Source organism: Nocardioides litoris, from assembly GCF_006346315.1.
Lineage (GTDB): Bacteria > Actinomycetota > Actinomycetes > Propionibacteriales > Nocardioidaceae > Nocardioides > Nocardioides litoris.
In genome coordinates this window covers 350,342-373,435 of sequence record NZ_VDMR01000004.1, presented here as the reverse complement: position 1 = coordinate 373,435, position 23,094 = coordinate 350,342, and the positions used below count along the sequence as shown (strand labels likewise).

Sequence of the window (23,094 nt, the reverse complement as noted above, 5' to 3'; positions counted from 1 at the left end):
AAGGCACCACTTCCATCGTGCACACACATCTCTCTCCCCGCGCCCGGCGCCGGCTCGCCGCCGCGACGGCCGCCCTGGGGCTCGCCGTCGGCCTGGTGGCCGGCACCCAGTCGGGCTCGTTGGCCTCCGCGGTCGACAGCGACGACGGTCCGGTCTCCGTGCTCTCGGCCGGCGCCATCACCGACCTGCTGGACCAGGCCGCCGGCGGCGACATCGTCACCGAGGTCAGCAAGGTCGCCAAGGGCGGCCAGGACTACTGGGTCAAGAACCACCTCGACGCCTCGGCCGTCCCGCCCGGCCTCCTGCAGGACCTCGGCCTCGACGACGCCCTGACCGGGCTCGGCCTCACCGGCGGCGACGCCGGCGGCACGGTCGAGGACGACGGCCTGCGCCGCGAGTACCTCGTGGTCTGGGCCGGCGACAACAACATCCTCGACAAGTCGGGCGCGGAGCTCACCACGCTCCCCAAGACCATCGGCCCCGACCTGATCGGCCAGAAGGACCTGATCGGTCCCGACTTCTTCGCCGTGGTCGACGCGACCGAGGGCTCCCCCTCCTACGGCCAGGTGGTCAACACCGCCACCGTGGGGCCGCTGGTCGAGAACGAGCCGCACCACATGCAGTACATCTGGCACAAGGGCGACAACCTCTTCGCCGGCGGCCTGTTCACCGACGTCACCTACGTCATCGACACCAGCCAGCTCCCGGCGCTGAAGCTGAAGAACATCAACCTGCCCACCGACACCCTGTGCGGCTCGGTGCCCGACGCCTACTGGGTGACCCAGGACCACAAGGCCTACGGCACCTACATGGGCGGGCCCGACGTCCCGGGCCCGTGCGTCTACAGCGACGGCTCGGTGCGCCTGGGCAACGGCTTCGCCGGGTCCCCCGGCGAGCTGGTCCGCCTCGACGAGGACGGCCGCACGCTGTGGGAGGCCCCGGCGACCCCGGAGACGGCCGAGACCGAGCAGCGCTGCGACAACATCCCGCAGCTGCAGCTGCCGACCTGCGCCAACCCGCACGGCGTCCAGGCCCGTGAGGACCTCAAGACGCTCGTCACCAGCGACTACAACGAGCCGCGCAACATCATCCTCAACCCGGTGCAGGCCCCGTCGTCGTACCTGCGACGCCCGACGGTGCGCACCTGGGACATCTCAGACCCGGACAAGCCGAGGCTGAAGGCGGTCTCGTTCCTGCCCGACGGCCCGCGGGTCGGCAAGGTGCCCCACCACGAGGAGCCGCGGGCGGCGATGGAGACCACCGTCACCAACCTGCCCGGCAACAAGGGCGCGTTCGCCTCGACCATGCAGGGCGGCGCGATCTACTACACGCCCGACATCACCGCGGCGAAGCCGCAGTGGCGCGAGGTCTTCGACCTGACGACCTCCAACAAGATCGCCGACCCCGGGAGCAGCTGGTACGGCGGCGGCTCCAACGCGGGCTGGACCCAGACCAGCCTCGACGACAAGTACCTCTACGTCGCCGTCGTCGGTCGTCAGCCCAGCGGTGAGGACAAGGGGTCCCCGCAGTACATCCTGAAGCTGGACATCCAGGACCTCGTCGCCTCGGGCACGTCGCCGACCTGCAGCATCGACACCCAGGTCGAGATCACCGAGGGCGGCCAGGAGGCCGACTGCCCGACCGTCCACGACACGCTGGCCGCCCCGGGTGGCCCGCACTGGGGCGCGCTCGACAACCTCGAGCTCGGCCAGGACGGCTTCTACCGCGAGACCACCGACGTCAAGCGGATCGCGTACTCGAACTACTTCGTGGCCCGCACCGGTCTCAACGGCGACCACCGTGTCTGCATGGTCGACGTCGGCGAGGACGAGAAGATGACCCTCGACCCCGACTTCAAGACCCACGGGGCCGTCGAGGACTGCATCGACTTCGACCGTGCGTCCTGGCCGCACGGGGCCTGGGGCCCGGCCAAGCCGCACTCGATGGTCTTCGTCACCGCCGACGAGGACATCAAGGAGTAGTCGTCGTGGCTCCTCTCGTCACGCACGAGGACCAGCACGAGAGCGGCACCACCCGTGGGCGGGACCGGCACCACCGGTCCCGCCTGCGGGCGGCCGCCCTGGCCGGCACCGCTGCGACCGTCCTGGTCGCGGGCGCCGCGTGGGCGACCACGGCAGGACCGGCGGACGGCAGCGGGTCCGGGTCCGGCGGCACCACCACGGCCGAGGCCCTCCGCTCCGACCAGGAGGCACGCGCCGGGGGCCAGCAGGTCCTCGGCGGCGAGCGGGACCCCGGCGTCCCGAGCGTCCAGCGCCTGCGCCACGACGACGTCGACTTCACCGTCACCGTCGCCCCCGCCCGTCCGGGCCCCAACCTGGTCCGCATCGACGTCTCTGCGGTCGGCGATGCGCACGGTGAGCACGGTGAGCACAGCGAGCACAGCACCGAGTCCTTCCAGGTCGGTACGCCGGGCTCGGCGGCGCTCACCACCGCGACCCCGCGGCCCGGCGCCGACGGGGTGTGGGCCGTGGTCGACCTGCCCGAGGGCAGCGGCACGGTGCTGGTCTCGCACGGGCCCGACCACCGGGTGCCGTTCGCGGTCGAGACCGGGTTCGCCGACGACGCCCGCGCGGCCGGCGGCCCCGCTCCCCAGGACTGGCAGGGCCCCGACGGGCCCGAGTGCCTGACCGCCGCCACCACGGCCGTGCTGGCCGGCGGGGAGGTGCCGACGGCCTGCCCGTCGGCCCGCCTGGCCGACCACGACGCCGACGCCCTGCGCGAGACCGTCGCCTGGCTCGCCGGCCGCGGGGTCGAGGAGCTGACCCTCCAGGGCGACGGCTCCCCGCGCTCGCGCGCCGCGACCGACCTGGTCCGCGGCGAGGCCGACCGGCTCGGCGTACGCCTGGCCCCGGCCGACGCGCCGGCGTCGTCGACGCAGGGCGTGCGCAACGCCCTGCTCGTCGTCGGCGGCTGGTCGGAGGCGGCCGACGACCTGGCCGCGGTCTCGCGGCTGCCGCTGCGACAGCAGCCGATCCGATCCGACGGCACCTGGCTCGCGCCGTGGCTGCTCACGCCCGGCGTGGTCGACTCGACCTCGGGCGCGGTCCTGCCGCTCGACTTCGACATCCGCGACGGGGCCGCCCAGGAGTACAGCCAGACCCTGGCGACCTTCTTCCCCGGCCAGGCCCCCACCGCGTCCGGCTACCAGGCCTGGCGCACCGCCCGCGGCGGCGAGCCCTCGCCGCACACCCTGTACGCCGCCTCGCGCGCGGCGTACATGCCCGACACCCCCGGCCACGCCGCGCACTCGACCCAGGTCTCCTGGTTCCCCGGCGGCACGGTGACCCCGGTCGGCCCGCTCGGCACCGACAGCACCCGCTCCCTCCCCCAGCGCACCCCCGCGCAGTAGAAAGGAACCACCATGGCTCTCGTCGACCGCCCCCAGGAGACACGCACCGCGCCGCCCCCCAAGGAGGCCCCGCCACCGCAGGCCGGCATCGTCGTCGCCGGCGTCGGTGCGGCCGTCGTGCTCGGCGGCTGGATCTTCACCCAGAGCGGCCAGGTCCCCGGCCTGCTGTTCCTCATCGGCCTCGCGCTCGGGCTGGTGCTGTTCAACTCGCGCTTCGGCTTCACCTCGGCCTGGCGGCAGCTGGTCGCGGTGCGGCAGGGCAAGGCGCTGCGCGCCCACATGCTGATGCTGGCCGCCGCGTGCATCCTGTTCGCCCCGATCCTGGCCAACCAGGTCTCGTTCCAGGACGTGCCGGTGGCGGGCTCGCTCGCCCCCATCGGCTGGGGCCTGTTCGTCGGGGCTGCCCTCTTCGGCGTCGGCATGCAGCTCGGCGGCTCGTGCGCCTCGGGCACGCTCTTCGCGATCGGGTCGGGCCAGAGCGCGATCCTGCTCACCCTCGGCGGCTTCGTCGGGGGCGCCACCCTCGGCGCCTACCACCTGCCCTGGTGGAACGGCCTGCCGTCGTGGGAGCCGGTGTCGCTGACCCGCTGGGGCGGCTACCCCGGCGCGCTGGCCATCTCGCTGCTCGCGATGGCCGCGATCGTCGGCCTGACCTACGTCGTCGGCCGTCGCAACCCCCCGCCGCCCGTCGAGGAGCCGCCGGTCGCGCACGGCTGGGCCCGCGCCGTCCGCGGGTCCTGGCCGCTGTGGGTGGGCGCCCTGCTGCTCGCCGGCCTCAACGCGCTCACGCTCTTCGTCTCCGGCGGCGCCTGGGGCGTCACGTTCGCCTTCGCGCTGTGGGGCTCGAAGATCCTCGACGCGATCGGTGTCGACGTGCTGTCGTGGGGCTTCTGGTCCGACCCGGCCAACCTGGCCAAGTACGACGCCGGCATCTTCGTCGAGAAGACCTCGGTCATGGACTTCGGCATCATCGTCGGCGCCCTCATCGCCTCGGCCATGGCCGGTCAGTGGGTGCTGCACCGCCGCATCCCCGGCAAGCTCGCCCTCGGCGCCGTCATCGGCGGCGTGATGATGGGGTACGGCGCCCGCCTCGCCTTCGGCTGCAACATCGGCGCCTACTTCGGCGGCATCGCCTCCTTCAGCCTGCACGGCTGGATCTGGGGCGTCATGGCCATCGTCGGCACCGTCGGCGGCCTCGCCCTCCGGCCGTTGTTCGGCCTCAGCAACCCGAAGCCGACCGACTCCGTCTGCTAGTCGACCCGGCCCCTCGCGCTGACCCTCGCGCTGACCCGTCGTGGATCCACGACGGGTCAGCGTGTCTTTAATGCGTTGCGGGGGTCGGGGCGGGTGCCCGACCATCGTCGGCGAGCCACCGGCGTCCTGCCCGGTGCCGTCGAGAGGAGCGTGACATGTCCATGACTGTCCCCGGCCTGCCCGCCGACCACCTCAGCACAGAGACGAGCACCACCACCCATGACCACGCAGGACCTCCCGCAGGACCCCTCACCTGAGTTCACCTTCGACTGGACCACCTACGACGACGTCGACGACGCCTCGCAGCGCTGGTCGACCTGGCTCTCGGTCGAGCCGCTCGCCCGTGGCCCCGAGCCCCGGCCCGACTGGGTCGTGACCTCGCAGGGCGCGATCGACACCGACCTCGGCATCCTCAAGACCGGCAAGGAGGCCGACGTCTTCCTGCTCGAGCGCGCCGACCCGCTCGAGCCCGACAAGGCGGTCGTGATGGCCGCCAAGCGCTACCGCTCCACCGACCACCGCACCTTCCACCGCTCCGCGTCCTACACCGAGGGCCGGTCGATGAAGCGCTCGCGCGACGAGCGGGCGGTCAAGCGCAAGTCCACCTTCGGTCGCGAGGTCGCCGCCGGCGAGTGGGCCATCTCGGAGTGGTCGGCGCTCGTGCGCTGCTGGGGCCTCGGCCTCCCGGTCCCCTACCCCGTGCAGGTCGACGGCACCGAGATCCTCATGGAGTGGGTCAGCGTCGACGGCGAGACCGCCCCGCGCCTGGCCCAGACCCGGCCGACCCGAGCGCTGCTGGAGGGCTGGTTCGAGCAGCTGCGCGAGGCGATGGCCACGCTGGTGCAGGCGGGCCTCGTGCACGGCGACCTGTCGGCGTACAACATGCTCGCGGCGGGCGAGCGGCTGGTCATCATCGACCTGCCGCAGGTGGTCGACCTGGTGGGCAACCTCAACGGCTTTGAGTTCCTGATGCGCGACTGCACCAACGTGTGCACCTGGTTCGCCAGCAAGGGGCTGGAGTCGGCCGACGCCGACGCGTTGTTCGCCGACCTGGTCGCGCACGCGCCCTGACGGGCCGCGGCTGGGGCAGGGTGGCGTCGTGAAGCGCAGCCACGGTCGTGTCGTCAACGTCGAGTCCCTCGCCGACCTGGACCGGCGGCTGGCCGCCGGCGCCACCGAGCTGGGGTCGTGGCGGGTCCACCGCCTCGACCTGCGCGAGCGGGCGCCGGCGCTGTTCGCCCACGACGTGCGCGGCACGGCGTTCCTCGGCTGCACCTTCGCCGACGGCGACGACGACGCGCTGGCCGCGGCGGGCGCGCTGGTGCTGCCCGACGTCGGCCGCTCGCCGCTCGACGTCTACCGTCCCCACCTCTACACCGCCGAGGAGCTCTACGACCGCGAGCCCTACGCCCGCAGCCTCGACGCCCGCGCCTACGCCTGGGCGCAGCGGGTGCCCGACCGCGACGACTCCCTCGCCGCCGCCCTGCACGACCACGCGATCGACGACGCGCTGGGCCGCTTCACCACCGAGAGCGGCCGGCGGGTCGTCGGCGTGATGGGTGGCCACGCGCTGCAGCGCGGCTCGACCGGGTACGCCGACGCCGCCCGGCTCGGCCGGCTGCTCGCGGCCGGCGGGGCGCTGGTCGCCACCGGCGGCGGACCCGGCGCGATGGAGGCCGCCAACCTCGGTGCCCGGCTCGCCGGCGCCACCGAGGACGACCTGGCGGCGGCGCTGGCGGCCGTGGCCGACGTGCCGTCGTTCCGGCCCTCGATCGACGCCTGGGCCGCCCGCGCCCGTGAGGCGGTGGCCGACCTGCCGGCGGACGACTCCCTCGGCATCCCGACGTGGTTCTACGGCCACGAGCCGCCCAACGTGTTCGCCACCGCGATCGCCAAGTACGTCCGCAACCCGGCCCGCGAGGCCGTGCTGCTCGAGATCTGCGACGGCGGCATCGTCTTCCTGCCCGGCGCGGCGGGCACGGTGCAGGAGGTCTTCCAGGACGGCTGCGAGAACTACTACGCCGACGAGGCCTCGGTCGCGCCGATGGTCCTCGTCGACCGCACCCACTGGACCGAGACCCTGCCCGCCTGGCCGCTGCTGCAGGCCCTGGCCCGCGGCCGCGGGATGGAGCAGCACGTGCACCTGGTCGACACCGTCGACGAGGCCGCCGCGATCCTCGGCGCGTTCCGCGGAAGCGGCGCGCCGGCCTGAGGGCCGGTCGGAGGGGGTGGGGAACACCCGGTCGACCGGGTGTTCCTGCAGCTGGACGGGCTCTTCTTGCGCTGGACGGGCGGTGCACTGCCCTCCCAGCGCGAGTTCTCCCCGTCCAGCTCGGGGGTGAGGAATCCCCGGTCGACCGGGTGTTCCCGCGCTGGGCGGGCAATTCCTGCACCAGCCAGCATCAGCCGGCGAGGGCGGCCTCGAGGTCGGCGCGGGCGCCGATGACGTCGCGGTAGTGCGCGACGAGCCGGTCCATCACCGAGGCCCAGGAGCGGTCGGCCACCGAGCGGCGGGCCGCGAGCGCCGTACGACGGCGCAGGACGGGGTTGTCGGTGAGCAGGCCGACGTAGGTGGCCAGGTCGGCGGCGTCGCCGGGGCGGTAGAGGAAGCCGGCGGTGCCGTCGTCGACCACGTCGACCGGGCCGCCCTGACGCGGGGCGACCACCGGGACGCCCGACGCGAGGGCCTCCTGGGCCGACTGGCAGTAGGTCTCGTGGCGGCCGGTGTGGACGAACACGTCGAGCGAGGCGTACGCCGCGCCGAGCTCCTCGCCGTGCAGCACGCCGAGGAAGTGCGCCCCGGGGAGCAGGGCGCGCAGCCGCTGCTCCTCGGGTCCCCCGCCGACGACCACCAGTGCGTGACGGGGGTCGCGGGTCAGGGCGGTGAGCAGGTCCAGCTCCTTCTCCGGGGCGAGCCGACCGACGTAGCCCACCAGCACCCGGTCGCCGGCACCACGGGTGTCCGGGCCGAGGAGGCGGGCGCGCAGCGCGGGGTCGCGGCGGGAGGGGTGGAACTGCTCGAGGTCGACGCCCCGCGGCCACAACGCGGTACCGGGGACGTCGAGCGAGTCGAGCTGGCGCAGGCTGGCCGTGGAGGGGGCCAGGGTGCGGTCGACCCGGGTGTGGATGCGGCGGGTGAGGGCGGCCATCGCCGCGGTGCCGCCCGGCACGTCGTACCGCTCGGCGAACCCGACGAGGTCGGTCTGGTAGATCGCGACGGTCGGGATGTCGAGCTCGGCGGCGGCGCGGGCGGCCTGGTAGCCCAGGGTGGCGGGCGAGGCGATGTGCACGACGTCGGGCCGGAACCGCTGCATGACGCCCCGCAGCCGGCGCCGGGTCTCCAGGCCGATCTTGAAGTCGCGGTAGAAGGGCAGGTGGGCGCCCCGGGCGTGGTGCACCGGGAACCCGGCGTACGACGCCGGCCCGGTCGGGGCGACCAGCTCGGCCTCGTGGCCCTGCGCGGCGAGGTGGTCCAGCACCCGGCGCACGGAGCCGGTGACGCCGTTGACCTGCGGGAGGAAGGACTCCGCGACCACCAGGACGCGGAGCCGGTGCCGGGGGGTGGACGGGCGGCGCGACGCGACCGCGGGACGGACAAGCGGGAGGAGCTCGGCCATGTCCAGGACGCTAGGGAGCCGCAGGCAACACGCGACGGGATCGGCGTGGCCGCCGCGTGAACAACGGTTGGCCGAACTGCCCGCGAGGCCGGCATGCCCCGGGTAGCATCCGCCGGATGCAGGTCACCCGCCGCGGCCTCGGCCGCGCCGCCGCGCTCGCCGCCGCCATGTCGACCGTGGCGAGCTCCAGCGCCCGCTCGGCCGCCCGTTCGGCGGTGCGCACCGGGCCGCGCAAGGTGGCCCGCGTCGCGACGCTGGCGCGGACGGTGCGCAAGGGCCCCGCGGGCCGGCTCGGCTACCGCGGCCTGGTCCGCCGACCCGGCGAGCCGCACCTGGTGCGCGCCGAGCTCGGCGTGCGGGCGCGGGCCGGCCGGGCACGCCGGCGCCGGGGGCTGCTGGCCTTCGTGCAGCTCAGCGACGTGCACGTGGTCGACGTGCAGTCGCCGCTGCGCGTGGAGTGGACCGACCGGTTCGACGACCCCTCACCGGTGCCGACGGCCACGGGCATCTTCGCCTCGGCGTACCGGCCGCACGAGATGCTCTCCGCGCAGGTCGCCGACGCGATGGTGCGCGAGGTCAACCGGGTCGGTCGCGGCCCGGTCACCGGGCGCCGGCTGGCGCTGGCCATCCAGACCGGCGACAACTCCGACAACTCCCAGCTCAACGAGGTCCGCTGGAACATCGACCTCCTCGACGGCGGCCGGGTGCGGCCCGACTCCGGCGACCTGCGCCGCTTCGAGGGCGTCGCCGACCGCGACCCGCTGTACTACGACCGCAGCTACTGGCACCCCGACCCGCCGCCGCCCGGACGCGCGCCCGACCTGGCCAAGACCCGCTACGGGTTCCCGACGGTCCCGGGCCTGCTCGACGCGGCCCGGCGACCGTTCCGCGCCCAGGGGCTGCGGATGCCGTGGTACGCCTGCTTCGGCAACCACGACGGCCTCGTGCAGGGCAACTTCCCGGCCGCGACGCTGCCGATCGGCGCCATCGCGACCGGTGCCCTCAAGGTCGTCTCGCCGCCCGCGGGGCTCAGCCCCTTGGCGGTGCTGACCGCCCTGGCCGCGGGTGACCTCGCCGGGCTCGTGGCCACCCTCTCGGCCACCCCCGGAGCGCGTCTCGTCACGCCCGACCGGGCCCGCCGGCTGCTCAGCCGGGCCGAGACCGTCGCGCAGCACTTCACCACCACGGGACTGCCGCGCGGGCACGGCTTCACCGCGGCCAACCGCCGCGACGGCACGGCGTACTACACCTTCGTCGAGCGCGGCTGCCGGTTCGTCGTGCTCGACACCGTCAACCCCAATGGGTACGCCGACGGCTCGATCGACGCCGGCCAGATGGCGTGGCTGCGACGGGTGCTCGCCGGTGCGCGCAGCCAGGGGCAGGTCACGATGGTCTTCAGCCACCACACCAGCGCCACGATGGGCAACGTGCTCGTCGGCACCGGGGCCGACGTGGAGCCGCGCGTGACCGGCGCCGAGGTGCTGGCGCTGCTCCTCCAGCAGCCGCACGTCGTCGCCTGGGTCAACGGGCACACCCACCGCAACGCGGTCACCGCCCACCGGCGGCCGGGCGCGGGTCGCACCGGCGGGCTGTGGGAGGTCAACACGGCCTCGCACATCGACTGGCCGCAGCAGTCGCGCATCATCGAGGTCGTCGACAACCGCGACGGCACGCTGTCGCTGTTCACCACGATGGTCGACCACGCCGGTCCGCTGCGCTCGCGCGACACCCGCACGACCACCGGCCTGGCGGGCCTGGCCCGCGAGCTCGCCGCCAACGACTGGCAGGACCGCTCCGACCGCGGCCTCGGCACTCGTCGCGACCGCAACGTCGAGCTGCTCGTCCGCGATCCCCGCCCCCGTCGCGGTCGCTGACTCGGCGCCGGCGGGGCACTACCTCACCGTCGTACCCGCTCCCCCGCCCGAATGCGGGCGGGGAAGTCGTGCGGACGGTGAGTTGCATGCCCCGAGCCGACGCCCCGGACACCCCGGGGGGCATCAGGTCGAGAGGACGTAGGAGCGTTCCTGACCGAAGCCGGTGAAGCCGGTACGACGCAGCGTCGGGCCGGAGGAGTCGACGCGGCCCTTGACCAGGGCCATGGTCGCGCCCTCGGCCCGGGCTCGGCGGAGGCGGGCGTCGAGGACGGCACGGTAGGCGCCCCGGCCGCGGGCCCCGGGGAACACGCCGCCACCCCAGAGCCGGGCGACACCGTCGAACAGCGACAGACCACCGGTGGCGACCGGCCGGTCGTCGACCAGCGCGAGGGCCGAACCGCCGCGGCCGGCGGCGAGGTCGGCCCGGGCCTCGTCGGCCAGCGCCTCCAGCGTCTCGTCGTCGGGCACCGAGCCCTCCTCGAACGCCGCCATGCCGATCTCGATGACCGCCCGGGTCGTCGGCACGTCGGTCTGCCAGACGACGCGGACGTCGCCGGGCACGTCGAGGTCGGGGGCCGGCGCGTCGAGGTCGAGGGCGAGGACGTCGACGGTCTCCTCGAGCCGGCCACCGCGCCGGCGGAGCTCGTCCTCCAGGGTCGCCGGGGAGTCGAGACGCACCCACACCAGGAGCTCCTCGCCACCCCACTCGCGGGCCTGGTCGAGCGCCTCGTCGAGGGCCGGGCCGACATCGGCGGCCGGGTCGACGGTCAGGGCGGTGGGCGGGGCCTCGTAGTACGTCGGCCAGCGCACGAGCAGCAGGTCGGCGGTGGTGACGACGGTGGCGTCGGCGGGGTACCAGGTCCAGGCCGCGCAGGCGGCGGCCACCGCCTCGGAGGTCGGGCCGCTCACCGGCCCGGCCTCCCGCCGAGCGGCAGCTGGTGGGTGTCCTCGCGGCCGAAGGCGGCGAAGCCGTAGCGCAGCAGGATCGGCCCCGACGTGGCGATCCGGCCCTTGACGAGCGCCAGCGTCGCGCCGTGGTCGCGGGCGTGGCGCAGGCGCTCGTGCAGCACCGCGCGGTAGGCCCCGATGCCGCGGTGCTCCGGCAGTGCGGCGGCGCCCCAGAGCCGCGCGACCTCGCCCTCCACCGTGACGCCGCCACCGGCGACGACCCGGCCGTCGAGCAGGGCCACGGCCCGTCCGCCCTCCCCCGCCGGCACCGTACGACGCCCCTCGGCCGCGTTGGCCACGAGCCGCTCCTCGGTCGACGGCTCGCCGCCGAACCCGGCCCGCGCCACCTCGGCGAACCCGCGGGCCAGCTCGACGTCGTCGACCCAGGCCAGGCCGACGCGGTCGTCGACCGGTCCGGGGTCGGGCAGCGGCGCGGTCAGGTCGAGCGCGAGCACGTCGACGGTGTCGACCACGCGGCTGCCCCGGGCGGCCAGCGCGTCGGCGTACCCCGTCGGCGAGCCGAGCACGACCTCGCAGGTGACCTCGTCGACCCCGTCGTCCAGGTCGAGGCCGCGGGCCGCCTCCAGCACCCGGTCGAGGGCCGCGCCGACGTCGGCAGCGTCACCGACGGCGAAGCGGGCCAGCACGAGCCGGGTGTAGGCCCAGGAGGGGTACTGCACGAGCAGGCCGTGGCCGGTGTCGGTGGTGACCGAGTCGGGCGGCTGCCACAGGCCGGAGGCCGAGGCCTCGAGCACCCGCTCGCGCAGCGCTCCGTCGCCCCTGTCGCCGGCCACCGGGCTCAGGCCTCCGTGGCCGCCAGCTGCCCGCAGGCGCCGTCGATCTCGCGGCCGCGGGTGTCGCGCACGGTGGTCGGGATCCCGCGGGCCTCGAGGCGGCGCACGAACTCGCGCTCGTCGGCCGGGTCGGAAGCCGTCCACTTGCTGCCCGGCGTGGGATTGAGCGGGATCAGGTTGACGTGCACCCAGCCCCAGTCGGCCCCGGTCGCGTAGAGCACGTCGGCCAGCAGGTCGGCGCGCCAGGCCTGGTCGTTGATGCCGCGCATCATGGCGTACTCGATGCTGACCCGGCGCTTGGTCGTCTGGGCGTAGTCCCACGCCGCGTCGACGGTCTCGGCGACCGAGAACCGGGTGTTGATCGGCACGAGCTCGTTGCGCAGCTCGTCGTCGGGCGCGTGCAGGCTCAGGGCGAGCGTCACCGGGACGCCCTCCTCGGCCAGCTGACGGATGCGCGGCACCAGGCCGACGGTCGAGACGGTGACGCCGCGGGCGCTCATGCCGAGCCCGTCGGGCGCCGGGTCGACCAGCCGGCGTACGGCGCCGACGACCGCCTTGTAGTTGGCCAGCGGCTCGCCCATGCCCATGAACACCACGTTGGAGACCCGCGCGGGACCGCCCGGCACCTCGCCGCGGGCCAGCGCCCGGGCGCCGGCGACGACCTGCTCGACGATCTCGGCGGTCGACATGTTGCGCTGCAGGCCGCCTTGGCCGGTGGCGCAGAACGGGCAGGCCATCCCGCAGCCGGCCTGGCTGGAGACGCACATCGTGGCGCGGTCGGGGTAGCGCATCAGCACCGACTCGACGAGCGCGCCGTCGAAGAGCCGCCACAGCGTCTTGCGCGTGGTGCCCTTGTCGGCCTCCATCGTGCGCAGCGGGGTCATCAACTCCGGCAGCAGCGCCGAGACCAGCTCGTCGCGCTGCGCGGCCGGGAGGTCGGTCATCTCGGCGGGGTCGTCGACCAGCCGGCCGAAGTAGTGGGTCGAGAGCTGCTTGGCCCGGAAGCCCGGCAGCCCGTGCTCCTCCAGCAGCGCCTTGCGCCCCGCCGCGTCGAGGTCGGCGAGGTGGCGCGGCGGCTTGCGGCGGCCGCGAGGCTCGTCGAAGACCAGGGGCAGGGTCTTGATGGGTTCGCTCATGACCACCCCATCCTCGCACCGGGGCGGTGGCGCGGCCGAACCCTCAGCCGTCGCGGCTGATGAGGATCCACGCGGTCAGGGCCGCGACCGCGGCCACGACGGCCGGCGTGGTGAGGATGCCGAAGAGCATGTAGCGCGCGAAGCGGCGGGTGCCCTCGACCACGACCAGGCCCAGGTTGACGACCAGCAGCACGCCGAGGGCGAGCAGGAAGACCCAGGGGTGGGCGCTGACGTCGTACCCCACGACCTGGTCGAGGATCGCGCCCAGCAGCCCGAGCACGACGACGACCAGCAGCATGCCGGTGAAGAAGCCGGCCAACGGCGTGAACACCGGGTGCGAGCGGTGCCAGAACCGCGGCGGCCCAGCCGGGTCACCGAACGCCTCCTGGGCGACCGCACCGTCCGGACCGGGGGCCGCGTCGGCCTCCTGCCCGCGTCGGGCACGCCGGCGGCGGCCGCCCCGGGCGGCCGTGGGGGCGTCGTCGGCAGGCACGGCCCGCACGCTCTCGGTGCTCATCACCGTTGATCGTAGACAGGCGGGCCGTCCTCCGCGTGAGGTCGACCACGATCACGGCGTGGCCAGCGCGTCGCGACCGGTGGTCGAGGGCCGCGCGCTCAGGCGAAGACGGCGTAGTGCAGCAGCAGCCAGATCGGGGCGATCGTGGCCAGCAGGGAGTCGAGCCGGTCCATCAGGCCACCGTGGCCGGGGATGACCTGGCTCATGTCCTTGATGCCGAGGTCGCGCTTGATGACCGACTCGCACAGGTCGCCCAGGGTGGCCATCACCGGCGCGATGAGGCCGAGCCCGACGCCGGCCCACCAGGGGCCGTCGAGCAGGAGGACGACCAGGAGGACCCCGGCCACGAGGCAGGCCACGACCGAGCCGGCGAAGCCCTCCCACGACTTCTTCGGGGAGATGACCGGGGCCATCGGGTGCTTGCCGAACAGCACGCCGGCGGCGTACCCGCCGATGTCGGAGGCGATGGTGACCAGGATGAACGCCAGGATGCCCTGCACCCCGTCGTCGTCGAGCCCGCCGCCGCCGAGGCCGCCCTCGGCGAGCAGCATGGCCACGAACGAGCCGAGGAACGGCACGTAGACGAGGGTGAACACCGAGGCCGTCGCCGTCTTGACGTAGCCGGCGGTGCCGCGGTGCAGCAGCCACAACATCACCACGAGCGCGGTGACCGCGGTGGCGGTGACCATCGCGTCGGTGCCCCAGACGTAGGCGACGACGACCATGATCGCCCCGCCGAGCATGAGCGGCTGCTCGGGCAGGTCGATGTCGTGGGCCAGCAGGCCCTGGCGCAGCTCCCAGACCGCGACCACGACGGCCACGACCACGATGAGCATGAATGCCGGCTTCCAGAACGCCAGCGACGCCGCGATCGCGGCGAGCAGCACGACCGCGGAGGCCACCGCCGCCTTGAGGTCGCGCCCGGCCCGCCCGTGGTCCTTCTGGGGCGGTGCGGCGGGGCCGGACGAGGTCGTCATGCGGTGCGGGTGATCGGGGTCTCAGACCTCGAGCAGCTCCGCCTCCTTGCTCTTCAGCATCTCGTCGATGGCGTCGGTGTGCTTCTTGGTCACGCCGTCGAGCCGCTTCTCGGCGCCGGTGACGTCGTCCTTGCCGACCTCGCCGTCCTTCTCGAGCTTCTCGAGGTTCTGCTTGGCGGTGCGGCGCAGGTTGCGGACGGCCACGCGGCCCTCCTCGGCCTTGGACCGGGCGAGCTTGACGAAGTCCTTGCGACGCTCCTCGGTGAGCTCGGGGAACACGCAGCGCAGGACCTTGCCGTCGTTGGCCGGGTTGACGCCGAGGTCGGAGTCGCGGATCGCCTTCTCGACGTTGGCCATCGCGCCCATGTCGAAGGGCTGGATCATGATGATCCGCGCCTCGGGCGCGGTGAAGGACGCCAGGCTCTGCAGCGGCGTCGGGGTGCCGTAGTAGTCGACCATGATCTTGCTGAACATGGCGGGAGTCGCACGGCCGGCCCGGATCGCGGCGAACTCCTCACGCGTCGCCTCGACCGACTTGTCCATCTTGCCGTCGGCCTCGTTGAGGATGTCGTTGATCACGGTGGAGTCTCCTGGGTGTCGGGGCGGCCCGTGGTGCAGGCCGCTCGGGTACGTCGGGGGGCGCGTCCGGTCGCGTCAGGCCGGGGTCACCAGCGTCCCGATCCTCTCACCCCGCACGGCGCGCAGGATGCTGCCGGGCTCGGCGAGGCCGAAGACGATCATGGGGACCTTGTTCTCGCGGGCCAGGGTGAACGCCGTCTGGTCCATGATCCGCAGGCCGCGCTCGAGCGCCTCGTCGTAGGTGATCTGCTCGATGCGGGTCGCGGTGGGGTCCTGCTTGGGGTCGGCGGTGTAGATGCCGTCGACGCCGTTCTTGTCGAACAGCACCGCGTCGCAGCGGCTCTCGAGGGCCCGCTGGACCGCGACGGTGTCGGTGGAGAAGAAGGGCATGCCCATGCCGGCGCCGAAGATGACGACGCGGCCCTTCTCCATGTGCCGGATCGCGCGGCGCGGGATGTAGGGCTCGGCCACCTGGCCCATGGTGATCGCGGTCTGGACGCGGGTGTCGACGCCGAGCTTCTCCAGGAAGTCCTGGAGGGCCAGGCAGTTCATGACGATGCCGAGCATGCCCATGTAGTCGGCGCGGACGCGGTCCATGCCGCGCTGCTGCAGCTCGGCGCCCCGGAAGAAGTTGCCGCCGCCGGTGACCACGGCCACCTGCACGCCGGACTCGACCACGTCGGCGATCTCCCGGGCGATCCGCTGGACGACGTCGGGGTCGACCCCGACCTTGCCGCCGCCGAACACCTCGCCGGAGAGCTTGAGCAGGACACGCTGGTAGCCGGTCATCTGGTCCTTTCGCACGGGCCGCAGGTCGCGGGCCGAGGTTACCCGCCAGGTACCCCCTCGCGTCGAGCCGGGACGGCCCGGGCCCTGGGACCCGCGGGCCTGAGACCCCCGGGCCCGGTAACAGCGACGCCCGGCGCCGCGGGCCGCCCCGGTGACGGGACGACCTGCGACGCCGGGCGTCGGCGTACGGGTGGTGCTGGGGTCAGGCGCCGACCTCGAAGCGGGCGAACCGCTTCACGGTGGTGCCGGACTCCTCGAGGACCGCCTTGACGGTCTTCTTGCTCTCGGTCACCGAGGCCTGCTCGAGGAGCACGACGTCCTTGAAGAAGCCGTTGAGGCGGCCCTCGGTGATCTTGGCGATGGCCTGCTCGGGCTTGCCCTCCTCGCGCGAGGTCGCCTCGGCGATCTCGCGCTCCTTGGCGACGACGTCGGCGGGGACCTCGTCACGGGTGAGGTACTGCGGGCGCATGGCCGCGGCCTGCATGGCGGCGGCCCGAGCGGCGTCGGCGTCGCCGGCGTACTCGACCAGGACGCCCACGGCGGGCGGCAGGTCGGCGGCGCGCTTGTGCATGTAGACGACGGTGTCGCCACCGAAGTACGCCACGCGGCCGAGCTCGATCTTCTCGCCGATCGAGACGGCCAGCTCGGCCACGACCTCGCCGACCGTCTTGCCGTCGAGCTCGACGGCCTTGAGGGCCTCGGCGTCGGCGGCCTGGGCGGCGTCGGCCGCCTCCGCGATGCGCTGGGCGGCCGCGATGAACGGCTCGCCCTTGGCGACGAAGTCGGTCTCGCAGTTGAGCTCGACCAGGGCGCCACCGGAGGTCGCCACCAGACCGGCCGACGCCTCGCGCTCGGCGGCCCGCTCGGCCATCTTCTTGCCGCCCTTGATCCGGAGGATCTCGACGGCCTTGTCGAAGTCGCCGTCAGCCTCGGTGAGGGCCTTCTTGCAGTCCATCATGCCCGCGCCGCTCTGCTCGCGGAGCCTCTTGACGTCGGCGGCGGTGATGTTCGCCATGCGTACTCCTTCGTACGTCGGGTGGTTCAGGGACCAGGGATCAGGACTCGGTGGTCGCCTCGGCCGGGGTGGCCTCGGTCGACTCGGTCGACTCGGTCGACTCGGTGGCGTCGGTCGCCTCGGCGACCTCGGCCTGGTCGGCGGCCGGAGCAGCGGAGTCGGCGGCCTCGACGGACTCGGCACCCTCGGACGAGGCGCCGGTGGCCTCGGAGGCGGGGGCGGCGGGCTCGGCGGAGGTGGCGGCCTCGGCAGCCTGGGCGGCGTCGCCGGCGAGGAGCTCGCGCTCCCACTCGGCCAGCGGCTCCTCGGCGGTGGCGGCGCTGCCCTCACCGGTCTTGGCGCCGGAGCGGGCGATGAGGCCCTCGGCCACGGCGTCGGCGACCACGCGGGTCAGCAGGCCGACGGCGCGGATGGCGTCGTCGTTGCCGGGGATCGGGAAGTCGATCTCGTCGGGGTCGCAGTTGGTGTCGAGGATGCCGATGATCGGGATGCGCAGCTTGCGCGCCTCCTCGACCGCCAGGTGCTCCTTCTTGGTGTCGACGACCCACACGGCCGACGGGGTGCGGCCCATCTCGCGGATGCCGCCGAGGGTCTTCTCCAGCTTGTCGCGCTCCCGCTTCATCTGCAGGAGCTCCTTCTTGGTGCGACCGGAGCCCGCGACGTTGTCGAAGTCGACCTCGTCGAGCTCCTTGAGCCGGTTGATGCGCTGGTGCACGGTCTGGAAGTTGGTGAGCATGCCGCCCAGCCACCGCTGGTTGACGTAGGGCATGCCGACACGGGTCGCCTGCTCGGCGATCGCCTCCTGGGCCTGCTTCTTGGTGCCCACGAACATGATCGTGCCGCCCTTGGCCACGGTCTCCTTGACGAAGGCGTAGGACCGGTCGATGTAGGCCAGCGACTGCTGCAGGTCGATGATGTAGATGCCGTTGCGCTCGGTCATGATGAAGCGCTTCATCTTCGGGTTCCAGCGACGGGTCTGGTGTCCGAAGTGGACGCCGCTCTCGAGGAGCTGGCGCATGGTCACGACTGCCATGTGAGGTGTTCTCTTCTCGTGTGTCGGACCGCACCGTGCTGTGCGTCCCTTCGACCGGCCCGGGGGGGCTCGGCAGGGCGCACCGGTGATGGTCCGGTCGGGTTTTCAGTTCGATGCCGTCGGCGGGTGCCTCGGGCCCTGACGTCCTCGCGCGGCCCGACCGGTCCGGTGTGGTGACCGGACAGGACCGAGGGCCGACGCCCACGAACAGGTCCGTGGAACGAGGGCGTGCGAATTCCTGCTCCAGGGAGCAGGTCCGTCCAGGGTAGACCGCACGCCCGTCCTGCCACGAATCCGGCCCGCCCGTCCCGCAGTCGTCCACAGGGGTCGCTCCTGGTGCCGTCGTCCCCAGGTCGGGCGGAGGTGGAGGCGCCCGACCGGGTCCCCGGCGGAACCTGCCGTGATGAGAAGCCTGCTGTCCGCGCTCGTCCTCCTGCTCACCCTGCTCCCCACGGCCGCGCACGCCGCCGGGGCCGACCCCGTCGGCACCTGGCCGCTGCGCCCCGAGCCGCAGGTGGTGGCGCCGTTCGACCCGCCCGACACGCCGTACGGCGCCGGCCACCGCGGGGTGGACCTGCTGGGCTCCCCCGGACAGGTCGTCCGGGCCGCCCTGCCGGGCCGCGTCGCCTACGCCGGCCTCCTCGCGGGCCGTGGCGTCGTGGTGATGGCCCACGGGTCGACCCGCACGACCTACGAACCCGTCGACGCCTCGCTGGCCGTGGGCGACCCGGTCGACGCGGGCGACCCGATCGGGACCCTCGGGACGACCGGGTCGCACTGCTTCCCGCGGTCGTGCCTGCACTGGGGGTGGATCGAGGGCGCCCGGACCTACCTCGACCCGCTGCGGCTGGTCGGCGCCGGGCCGGTGCGGCTGCTGCCGCTGTGGCGCGACGAGCCCACCGGCGTCGGACCCGCGAGCGGGGTGCTCCTCCGGCTGTTCGGCTGACCGACGGGCTCAGGCCCGGGGGTGGGCCTGCTGGTAGGCCCGTCGGAGCCGGTCGGTGGTGACGTGGGTGTAGCGCTGCGTCGTGGCCAGGGACGCGTGCCCGAGCAGCTCCTGCACCGACCGCAGGTCGGCGCCGCCCTCCAGCAGGTGGGTGGCCGCGGTGTGCCGCAGGCCGTGCGGGCCGATGTCGGGTGCACCCGGGACCTCCGCGATGCGCCGGTGCACCAGCGTGCGGACCGCCCGCTGGTCGATGCGCCGGCCCCGGGCGCCCAGGAACAACGCCGGGCCGGCGCCGTCGGTGGCCAGCAGCGGCCGGCCGCGACGGACCCAGGAGTCGAGTGCGCGGCCGGCCGGGCGGCCGAACGGCACCGTGCGCTCCTTGCGGCCCTTGCCCAGGACCCGGACGACGTCGCGGTCGCGGTCGACGTCGTCGACGTCGAGACCGCACAGCTCGCCGACCCGGATGCCGGTGGCGTACAGCAGCTCGAGCATGGCGACGTCGCGCAGCCCGACCGGGCTGCCGTCGTCGACCGCGGCGACCGCGGCCGCGATCAGGTCGCCCGCCTCGTCGGCCCGCAGCACCGGCGGCAGGGTGCGGTGCGGCTTCGGCGCGCCCAGGCTGGCTCCGACGTCGGTCGGGGCGCGTCCGGTGCGGGCGAGCCAGGCGGTGAAGACCCGGGCTGCCGTGGCCCGGCGGGCCAGGGTGGTGCGCGACTTCCCGCGGCTCTGCTGCTGCGCGAGCCAGCCGCGCAGGGCGCGCAGGTCGAGCTCGGCGGGGTCCGACATCCCGAGCCGACGAGCGTGCTCGAGGACGCTCGCCACGTCGCCGAGGTAGGCGCGGACGGTGTGGGGCGTGAGGTCGCGCTCGGAGACGAGGTGGCGCTCGTAGTCGCCGAGGACCCGGGCCATCGCCTCGGGCAGGCCGGACTCGTCGCCCTCGCCGTCCCCGAGACCTGTCACCCGTCGATCGTAGGAGCGCGAGCCGCGGTCACGTGCGAGCCTCCTCGGCGAGCCGCCAGCCCCGGGGGCCGGCCTCGACGAACCCGGCCTCCCGCAGCCGCGCCAGCGCCCCGTGCACCTCGCGCAGCCCGAGCCCGGCCGTGCGGGCGACCGACTCGGTGCCGGCCGCGATCGCGACCGGGACCGCGTCGAGCACCTGCCGCTGCTTGGGGCTGAGGCGGTCGTACGCCGTCTCCTCCGCGCGCAGGGGCGCGACGGTGGCCACCCCGGCCGGCGAGACCAGCTCGAGCACCTCGGCGCCGCGGGTCACCAGGGTCATCGCGCCGGTGCGGATCCACTCGTGGACCCCGCTCGACGCGGCACTGGTCACCGGACCCGGGACGCCCATCAACGGGCGCTGGAGCCGGCCGGCCCAGTTGGCGGTGTTGAGGGCGCCGCTGCGCAGGGCCGCCTCGACCACGACCGTGCCGCCGGTGAGGGCGGCGATGAGGCGGTTGCGGGCGAGGAACCGGACCCGGTGGGGTGCGCAGCCCGGGGCCGCCTCGGAGACGACGGCGCCGGTGCGCACGACGTGGTCGAACATCGCCGCGTGCGCCTGCGGGTAGACGCGGTCAGCGCCGCAGGCCACGACCGCGACGGTCGTCCCGCCGGCGCTGACGGCGCCCCGGTGGGCGGCGTAGTCGATGCCGAAGGCGCCGCCCGAGACGACCGGGCGGCCGGCGCGGGCGACGGCCCCTGCGACCTCGCCGGCCACGTCGTCGCCGTACGTCGTGGCGGCGCGAGAGCCGACGACCGCGACCCCACGGGCCAGCTCGTCGAGCCGGGCCGGACCGCGCACCCACAGCCCGAGCGGCACCCCGCCGCGCTCCTGGACGGCCCCCGCGCCGCCGAGGTCGTCGAGCCCCGCGGGCCACTCGTCGTCACCGGGCACGACCCAGCGGAGCCCGAGCCGGTCGGCGCGCTCGAGCTCGCGGGCCGGGTCGACCGCGGCCAGGCGCAGCGCCACGTCGGTGCGCAGGCCCTCGGGATCGACCTCCTCGACCAGCAGCCGGTGCAGGCGGACCGCGCCGAGCTCGGCGACCAGGCCGAGCATCTTGGTGTCCCCCGGCTCGCCGAGCTGGTTGAGGGCCGCCCGGGCCAGGCGCTCATCGTCGGGGGCGCTCATCCGGCCGACCTCCGCAGCGCCCGGACGGCGAGGGGCTCGCCCGTGCGGAGCTGGAGCGCGAGCGCGGCCTGGGCGGTGCCCGGGACGACCTCGCGGCCGGAGGCGACGGCGTCGAGATCGGCCAACGTCCAGGCGACCCGCTGCACCCGGACCGCGCCGCGGCTGCTGAGCCGGCCGGCGTACAGCTCGCGGTCGACGAGCCGCTGACCGGCCTCGGTCAGCGGCCAGCGGTCACGGAGGACGGGTCCTGGCACGTGGGCGTTGAGGCGCCACGAGCACCCGGCGTAGCGGTCGAGCTGGCGGGCCCGGGCCGCGGTGACCCGCGCTCGGACGGCAGCCGTGGTCTCGGCCGGGTGGAAGGGGTCGCCCTGGTCGAGGCGCAGGGCAGCGACGTGGCGGGTGATGTCGACGCGGTCGACCAGCGGACCGGTGAGCTTGCTGCGGTAGTCACGCAGCACGGTGGCCTTGCACCGGCACCGGCTGTCACCGGGGTCGGACGTCCAGTCGCCGCAGGGGCACGGGTTGCACGCCAGGACGAGCATGCCGCGGGCGGGCAGGGTCACCGACTCCTCGGCCCGGGCGACGGTGATGTCGCCGCTCTCGAGGGGCTGGCGCAGGGCCTCGATGATGTCGTGCCGGAACAGGGGGAACTCGTCCAGGAACAAGACACCCGCGTGGGCCCGGCTGATCTCGCCCGGGCGCACCTGGCCGCTGCCGCCGCCGACGAGGCTGGCCTTGCTGGCGTCGTGGTGCGGGGCGGAGAAGGGTGGGCGCGTGATGAGGCCGTCACCGGGCTCGAGCACCCCGGCGAGCGAGTGCACGGCGGTGAGCTCCAGCGACTCCTCGGGCCCGAGATCGGGCAGCAGGCCGGGGATGCGCTCGGCCAGGCTGGTCTTGCCCGCCCCCTTGGGACCGGACAGCAGCAGCGCGTGGCCGCCCGCGGCGGCGACCTCGGCGGCGAGCTTGGCGTCGTCCATGCCGCGCAGGTCGGCCAGGTCGACCTCCTCCAGCCGCTCCTCGCCCCGCCAGGTCAGCAGCCGGGCGCCCGAGATCGGGGCCACGGGCGGCGCGTCGGGCGTGGGCTCGTCGTTGAGCTCGGCGACGACCTGGGCCAGCGACCGCACGCCGAGCACGTCGATGCCGGGCACCATCGAGGCCTCCGGCACCTGCGGCTCGGGGACGAAGACGAGCCGGACGCCCCGCGCCGCGGCCGCCAGCACCATGGGCAGCACCCCGGGCACCGAGCGCAGGCCGCCGTCGAGCGACAGCTCGCCGATGAACGCCGTGCGCTCGAGGTGGGCCGGCTCCTCCAGCACGCCGTCGGCGGCGAGCACCGCGACCGCGATGGCCAGGTCGAAGTGGGGGCCGCGCTTGACCAGGTCGGCGGGGGAGAGCAGCACGGTGACCTTGCGGGTGGTGCCGGGCCACAGGCGCCCGCTGTTGACGATGGCGATGCGGCAGCGGTCGCCGGCCTCGCGCAGGGACTGGTCGGGCCGACCCACGATGGCCAGCCCGGCCTGGCCCGCCGAGACGTCGGCCTGCACGTCGACCAGGTGGCCCAGCGCGCCGTGCAGGCTCACGGTGCGGGTGACGGCGAAGGCCATCAGACGACCCCCGCCACGTGGTCGACCACGGCCGGGCCGCGTCGCGGCCGCAGCACGGCGACGAGGTCGACCCGGGTGCGCTCCGGGCTCAGCCCGTGGGCGCGCGCCCAGGCCTGGCCGAGGCGGTGCAGCCGGTCGAGCTTGGCGTCGGTGAGGGCCTCGTGCGGGGTGCCGGCGAGCACCGAGGTGCGGGTCTTGACCTCGCACACGACGAGGACGTCGCCGTCACGCAGCACCACGTCGATCTCGCCCTCGGGGCACCGCCAGTTGCGGTCGAGCACCACGAGGCCGGCCTCGACGAGGTGGCGCACGGCGACCTGCTCGCCGTAGGCCCCGAGGGCCGTGCGGCTCGCGGCCGTGGCCCGGGTGCCGGGCGTCATCTGCTTGGCTCCATGACGGCAGCATCGGCGCGCGCGCCGACAGGTCGCCCCCGAGCGGGGCCGGCCTGTGGAGGACGAGGGCGGGCGGGGCGCCTGTGGACGACTCCTGGACTGCAGGCCTGCGACCGGGCCGGGT

21 protein-coding genes are annotated in these 23,094 nt (G+C 74.4%); 7 read left to right on the top strand and 14 right to left on the bottom strand.

Annotation, left to right across the window (positions count from 1 at the left end; translation table 11 throughout):
- The first annotated feature begins 17 nt into the window (after positions 1-17).
- From FJQ57_RS15915 to FJQ57_RS15895, 5 genes are all read left to right on the top strand, one after another.
- Complete coding sequence (locus tag FJQ57_RS15915) at positions 18-1,982, top strand: hypothetical protein (RefSeq protein WP_211348961.1); 1,965 nt, start codon at positions 18-20, stop codon at positions 1,980-1,982.
- Positions 1,983-1,987: 5 nt separating this feature from the next.
- Entirely contained in the window at positions 1,988-3,370 is a 1,383-nt protein-coding gene (locus FJQ57_RS15910; RefSeq protein WP_139982044.1) for a hypothetical protein, read from the top strand.
- Between the two features lie 12 nt (positions 3,371-3,382).
- Positions 3,383-4,624, top strand: a complete 1,242-nt coding sequence (locus tag FJQ57_RS15905) for a YeeE/YedE family protein (RefSeq protein ID WP_139982041.1) — start codon at positions 3,383-3,385, stop codon at positions 4,622-4,624.
- Positions 4,625-4,843: 219 nt separating this feature from the next.
- Positions 4,844-5,695, top strand: coding sequence for a serine protein kinase RIO (locus tag FJQ57_RS15900; protein ID WP_139982038.1), 852 nt, complete (start codon positions 4,844-4,846; stop codon positions 5,693-5,695).
- Positions 5,696-5,723: 28 nt separating this feature from the next.
- The gene (locus FJQ57_RS15895; protein ID WP_139982035.1) at positions 5,724-6,836 is read left to right on the top strand and encodes an LOG family protein; all 1,113 of its coding nucleotides are present in this window, start codon (positions 5,724-5,726) and stop codon (positions 6,834-6,836) included.
- A gap of 190 nt (positions 6,837-7,026) precedes the next feature.
- Here FJQ57_RS15895 and FJQ57_RS15890 read toward each other — a convergent pair whose 3' ends face one another.
- Entirely contained in the window at positions 7,027-8,241 is a 1,215-nt protein-coding gene (locus tag FJQ57_RS15890; RefSeq protein WP_139982033.1) for a glycosyltransferase family 4 protein, read from the bottom strand.
- A 116-nt stretch (positions 8,242-8,357) separates the two neighbouring features.
- On the opposite strand from FJQ57_RS15890, the gene FJQ57_RS15885 reads away from it, so the two are divergent.
- Positions 8,358-10,115, top strand: coding sequence for a TIGR03767 family metallophosphoesterase (locus FJQ57_RS15885; RefSeq protein ID WP_139982030.1), 1,758 nt, complete (start codon positions 8,358-8,360; stop codon positions 10,113-10,115).
- Between the two features lie 123 nt (positions 10,116-10,238).
- Here the strand turns inward: FJQ57_RS15885 and FJQ57_RS15880 are convergent, their stop codons facing one another.
- The 9 genes from FJQ57_RS15880 to rpsB all read right to left on the bottom strand — a co-directional run bounded on the left by FJQ57_RS15880 (position 10,239) and on the right by rpsB (position 17,903).
- A complete protein-coding gene (locus FJQ57_RS15880; protein ID WP_139982028.1) occupies positions 10,239-11,024 on the bottom strand; it encodes a GNAT family N-acetyltransferase in 786 nt (261 codons plus the stop codon).
- Positions 11,021-11,857, bottom strand: a complete 837-nt coding sequence (locus FJQ57_RS15875) for a GNAT family N-acetyltransferase (RefSeq protein WP_139982025.1) — start codon at positions 11,855-11,857, stop codon at positions 11,021-11,023. The genes FJQ57_RS15880 and FJQ57_RS15875 overlap by 4 nt, the downstream gene beginning before the upstream one ends.
- A gap of 5 nt (positions 11,858-11,862) precedes the next feature.
- On the bottom strand, positions 11,863-12,993 hold the full coding sequence (gene rlmN, locus FJQ57_RS15870; protein WP_139982022.1) for a dual-specificity RNA methyltransferase RlmN: 1,131 nt from the start codon (positions 12,991-12,993) through the stop codon (positions 11,863-11,865).
- A gap of 43 nt (positions 12,994-13,036) precedes the next feature.
- Positions 13,037-13,510 carry a hypothetical protein gene (locus FJQ57_RS22610; RefSeq protein WP_170219464.1) on the bottom strand — a complete coding sequence of 158 codons (474 nt, stop codon included), beginning with the start codon at positions 13,508-13,510 and terminating at the stop codon, positions 13,037-13,039.
- Positions 13,511-13,608: 98 nt separating this feature from the next.
- Positions 13,609-14,487 (bottom strand): phosphatidate cytidylyltransferase, encoded by an 879-nt coding sequence (locus FJQ57_RS15865; protein WP_139982019.1) that lies wholly within the window; start codon positions 14,485-14,487, stop codon positions 13,609-13,611.
- 21 nt (positions 14,488-14,508) lie between these two features.
- Positions 14,509-15,063: a ribosome recycling factor gene (frr, locus tag FJQ57_RS15860; protein ID WP_139982202.1), complete on the bottom strand. Its 555-nt coding sequence runs from the start codon at positions 15,061-15,063 to the stop codon at positions 14,509-14,511.
- Between the two features lie 78 nt (positions 15,064-15,141).
- Positions 15,142-15,855 (bottom strand): UMP kinase, encoded by a 714-nt coding sequence (pyrH, locus tag FJQ57_RS15855; RefSeq protein ID WP_139982016.1) that lies wholly within the window; start codon positions 15,853-15,855, stop codon positions 15,142-15,144.
- Positions 15,856-16,057: 202 nt separating this feature from the next.
- Positions 16,058-16,870: a translation elongation factor Ts gene (gene tsf, locus FJQ57_RS15850; protein WP_139982013.1), complete on the bottom strand. Its 813-nt coding sequence runs from the start codon at positions 16,868-16,870 to the stop codon at positions 16,058-16,060.
- 40 nt (positions 16,871-16,910) lie between these two features.
- The gene (gene rpsB / locus FJQ57_RS15845) at positions 16,911-17,903 is read right to left on the bottom strand and encodes a 30S ribosomal protein S2 (RefSeq protein ID WP_139982010.1); all 993 of its coding nucleotides are present in this window, start codon (positions 17,901-17,903) and stop codon (positions 16,911-16,913) included.
- A gap of 403 nt (positions 17,904-18,306) precedes the next feature.
- Between rpsB and FJQ57_RS15840 the strand changes: the two genes are divergently transcribed.
- Entirely contained in the window at positions 18,307-18,849 is a 543-nt protein-coding gene (locus tag FJQ57_RS15840) for a murein hydrolase activator EnvC family protein (protein WP_139982007.1), read from the top strand.
- Positions 18,850-18,858: 9 nt separating this feature from the next.
- Here FJQ57_RS15840 and FJQ57_RS15835 read toward each other — a convergent pair whose 3' ends face one another.
- The 4 genes from FJQ57_RS15835 to FJQ57_RS15820 form a co-directional block, all read right to left on the bottom strand.
- On the bottom strand, positions 18,859-19,758 hold the full coding sequence (locus tag FJQ57_RS15835) for a tyrosine recombinase XerC (protein ID WP_139982199.1): 900 nt from the start codon (positions 19,756-19,758) through the stop codon (positions 18,859-18,861).
- Positions 19,759-19,837: 79 nt separating this feature from the next.
- Positions 19,838-20,974: a DNA-processing protein DprA gene (dprA, locus tag FJQ57_RS15830; protein WP_139982004.1), complete on the bottom strand. Its 1,137-nt coding sequence runs from the start codon at positions 20,972-20,974 to the stop codon at positions 19,838-19,840.
- Positions 20,971-22,578, bottom strand: a complete 1,608-nt coding sequence (locus FJQ57_RS15825; protein WP_139982002.1) for a YifB family Mg chelatase-like AAA ATPase — start codon at positions 22,576-22,578, stop codon at positions 20,971-20,973. The genes dprA and FJQ57_RS15825 overlap by 4 nt, the downstream gene beginning before the upstream one ends.
- Positions 22,578-22,958, bottom strand: a complete 381-nt coding sequence (locus tag FJQ57_RS15820) for a YraN family protein (RefSeq protein WP_139981999.1) — start codon at positions 22,956-22,958, stop codon at positions 22,578-22,580. The genes FJQ57_RS15825 and FJQ57_RS15820 overlap by 1 nt, the downstream gene beginning before the upstream one ends.
- Positions 22,959-23,094: the final 136 nt, after the last annotated feature.

Coding starts and splice junctions, on each gene's coding strand:
- tsf (WP_139982013.1), bottom strand. CDS start 16,870: ATGGCGAACATCACCGCCGCCGACGTCAAGAGGCTCCGCGAGCAGAGC.
- dprA (WP_139982004.1), bottom strand. CDS start 20,974: ATGAGCGCCCCCGACGATGAGCGCCTGGCCCGGGCGGCCCTCAACCAG.
- FJQ57_RS15835 (WP_139982199.1), bottom strand. CDS start 19,758: ATGGCCCGGGTCCTCGGCGACTACGAGCGCCACCTCGTCTCCGAGCGC.
- FJQ57_RS15820 (WP_139981999.1), bottom strand. CDS start 22,958: ATGACGCCCGGCACCCGGGCCACGGCCGCGAGCCGCACGGCCCTCGGG.
- FJQ57_RS15865 (WP_139982019.1), bottom strand. CDS start 14,487: ATGACGACCTCGTCCGGCCCCGCCGCACCGCCCCAGAAGGACCACGGG.
- FJQ57_RS22610 (WP_170219464.1), bottom strand. CDS start 13,510: ATGAGCACCGAGAGCGTGCGGGCCGTGCCTGCCGACGACGCCCCCACG.
- FJQ57_RS15900 (WP_139982038.1), top strand. CDS start 4,844: ATGACCACGCAGGACCTCCCGCAGGACCCCTCACCTGAGTTCACCTTC.
- FJQ57_RS15885 (WP_139982030.1), top strand. CDS start 8,358: ATGCAGGTCACCCGCCGCGGCCTCGGCCGCGCCGCCGCGCTCGCCGCC.
- rpsB (WP_139982010.1), bottom strand. CDS start 17,903: ATGGCAGTCGTGACCATGCGCCAGCTCCTCGAGAGCGGCGTCCACTTC.
- rlmN (WP_139982022.1), bottom strand. CDS start 12,993: ATGAGCGAACCCATCAAGACCCTGCCCCTGGTCTTCGACGAGCCTCGC.
- FJQ57_RS15840 (WP_139982007.1), top strand. CDS start 18,307: ATGAGAAGCCTGCTGTCCGCGCTCGTCCTCCTGCTCACCCTGCTCCCC.
- FJQ57_RS15890 (WP_139982033.1), bottom strand. CDS start 8,241: ATGGCCGAGCTCCTCCCGCTTGTCCGTCCCGCGGTCGCGTCGCGCCGC.
- pyrH (WP_139982016.1), bottom strand. CDS start 15,855: ATGACCGGCTACCAGCGTGTCCTGCTCAAGCTCTCCGGCGAGGTGTTC.
- FJQ57_RS15905 (WP_139982041.1), top strand. CDS start 3,383: ATGGCTCTCGTCGACCGCCCCCAGGAGACACGCACCGCGCCGCCCCCC.
- FJQ57_RS15825 (WP_139982002.1), bottom strand. CDS start 22,578: ATGGCCTTCGCCGTCACCCGCACCGTGAGCCTGCACGGCGCGCTGGGC.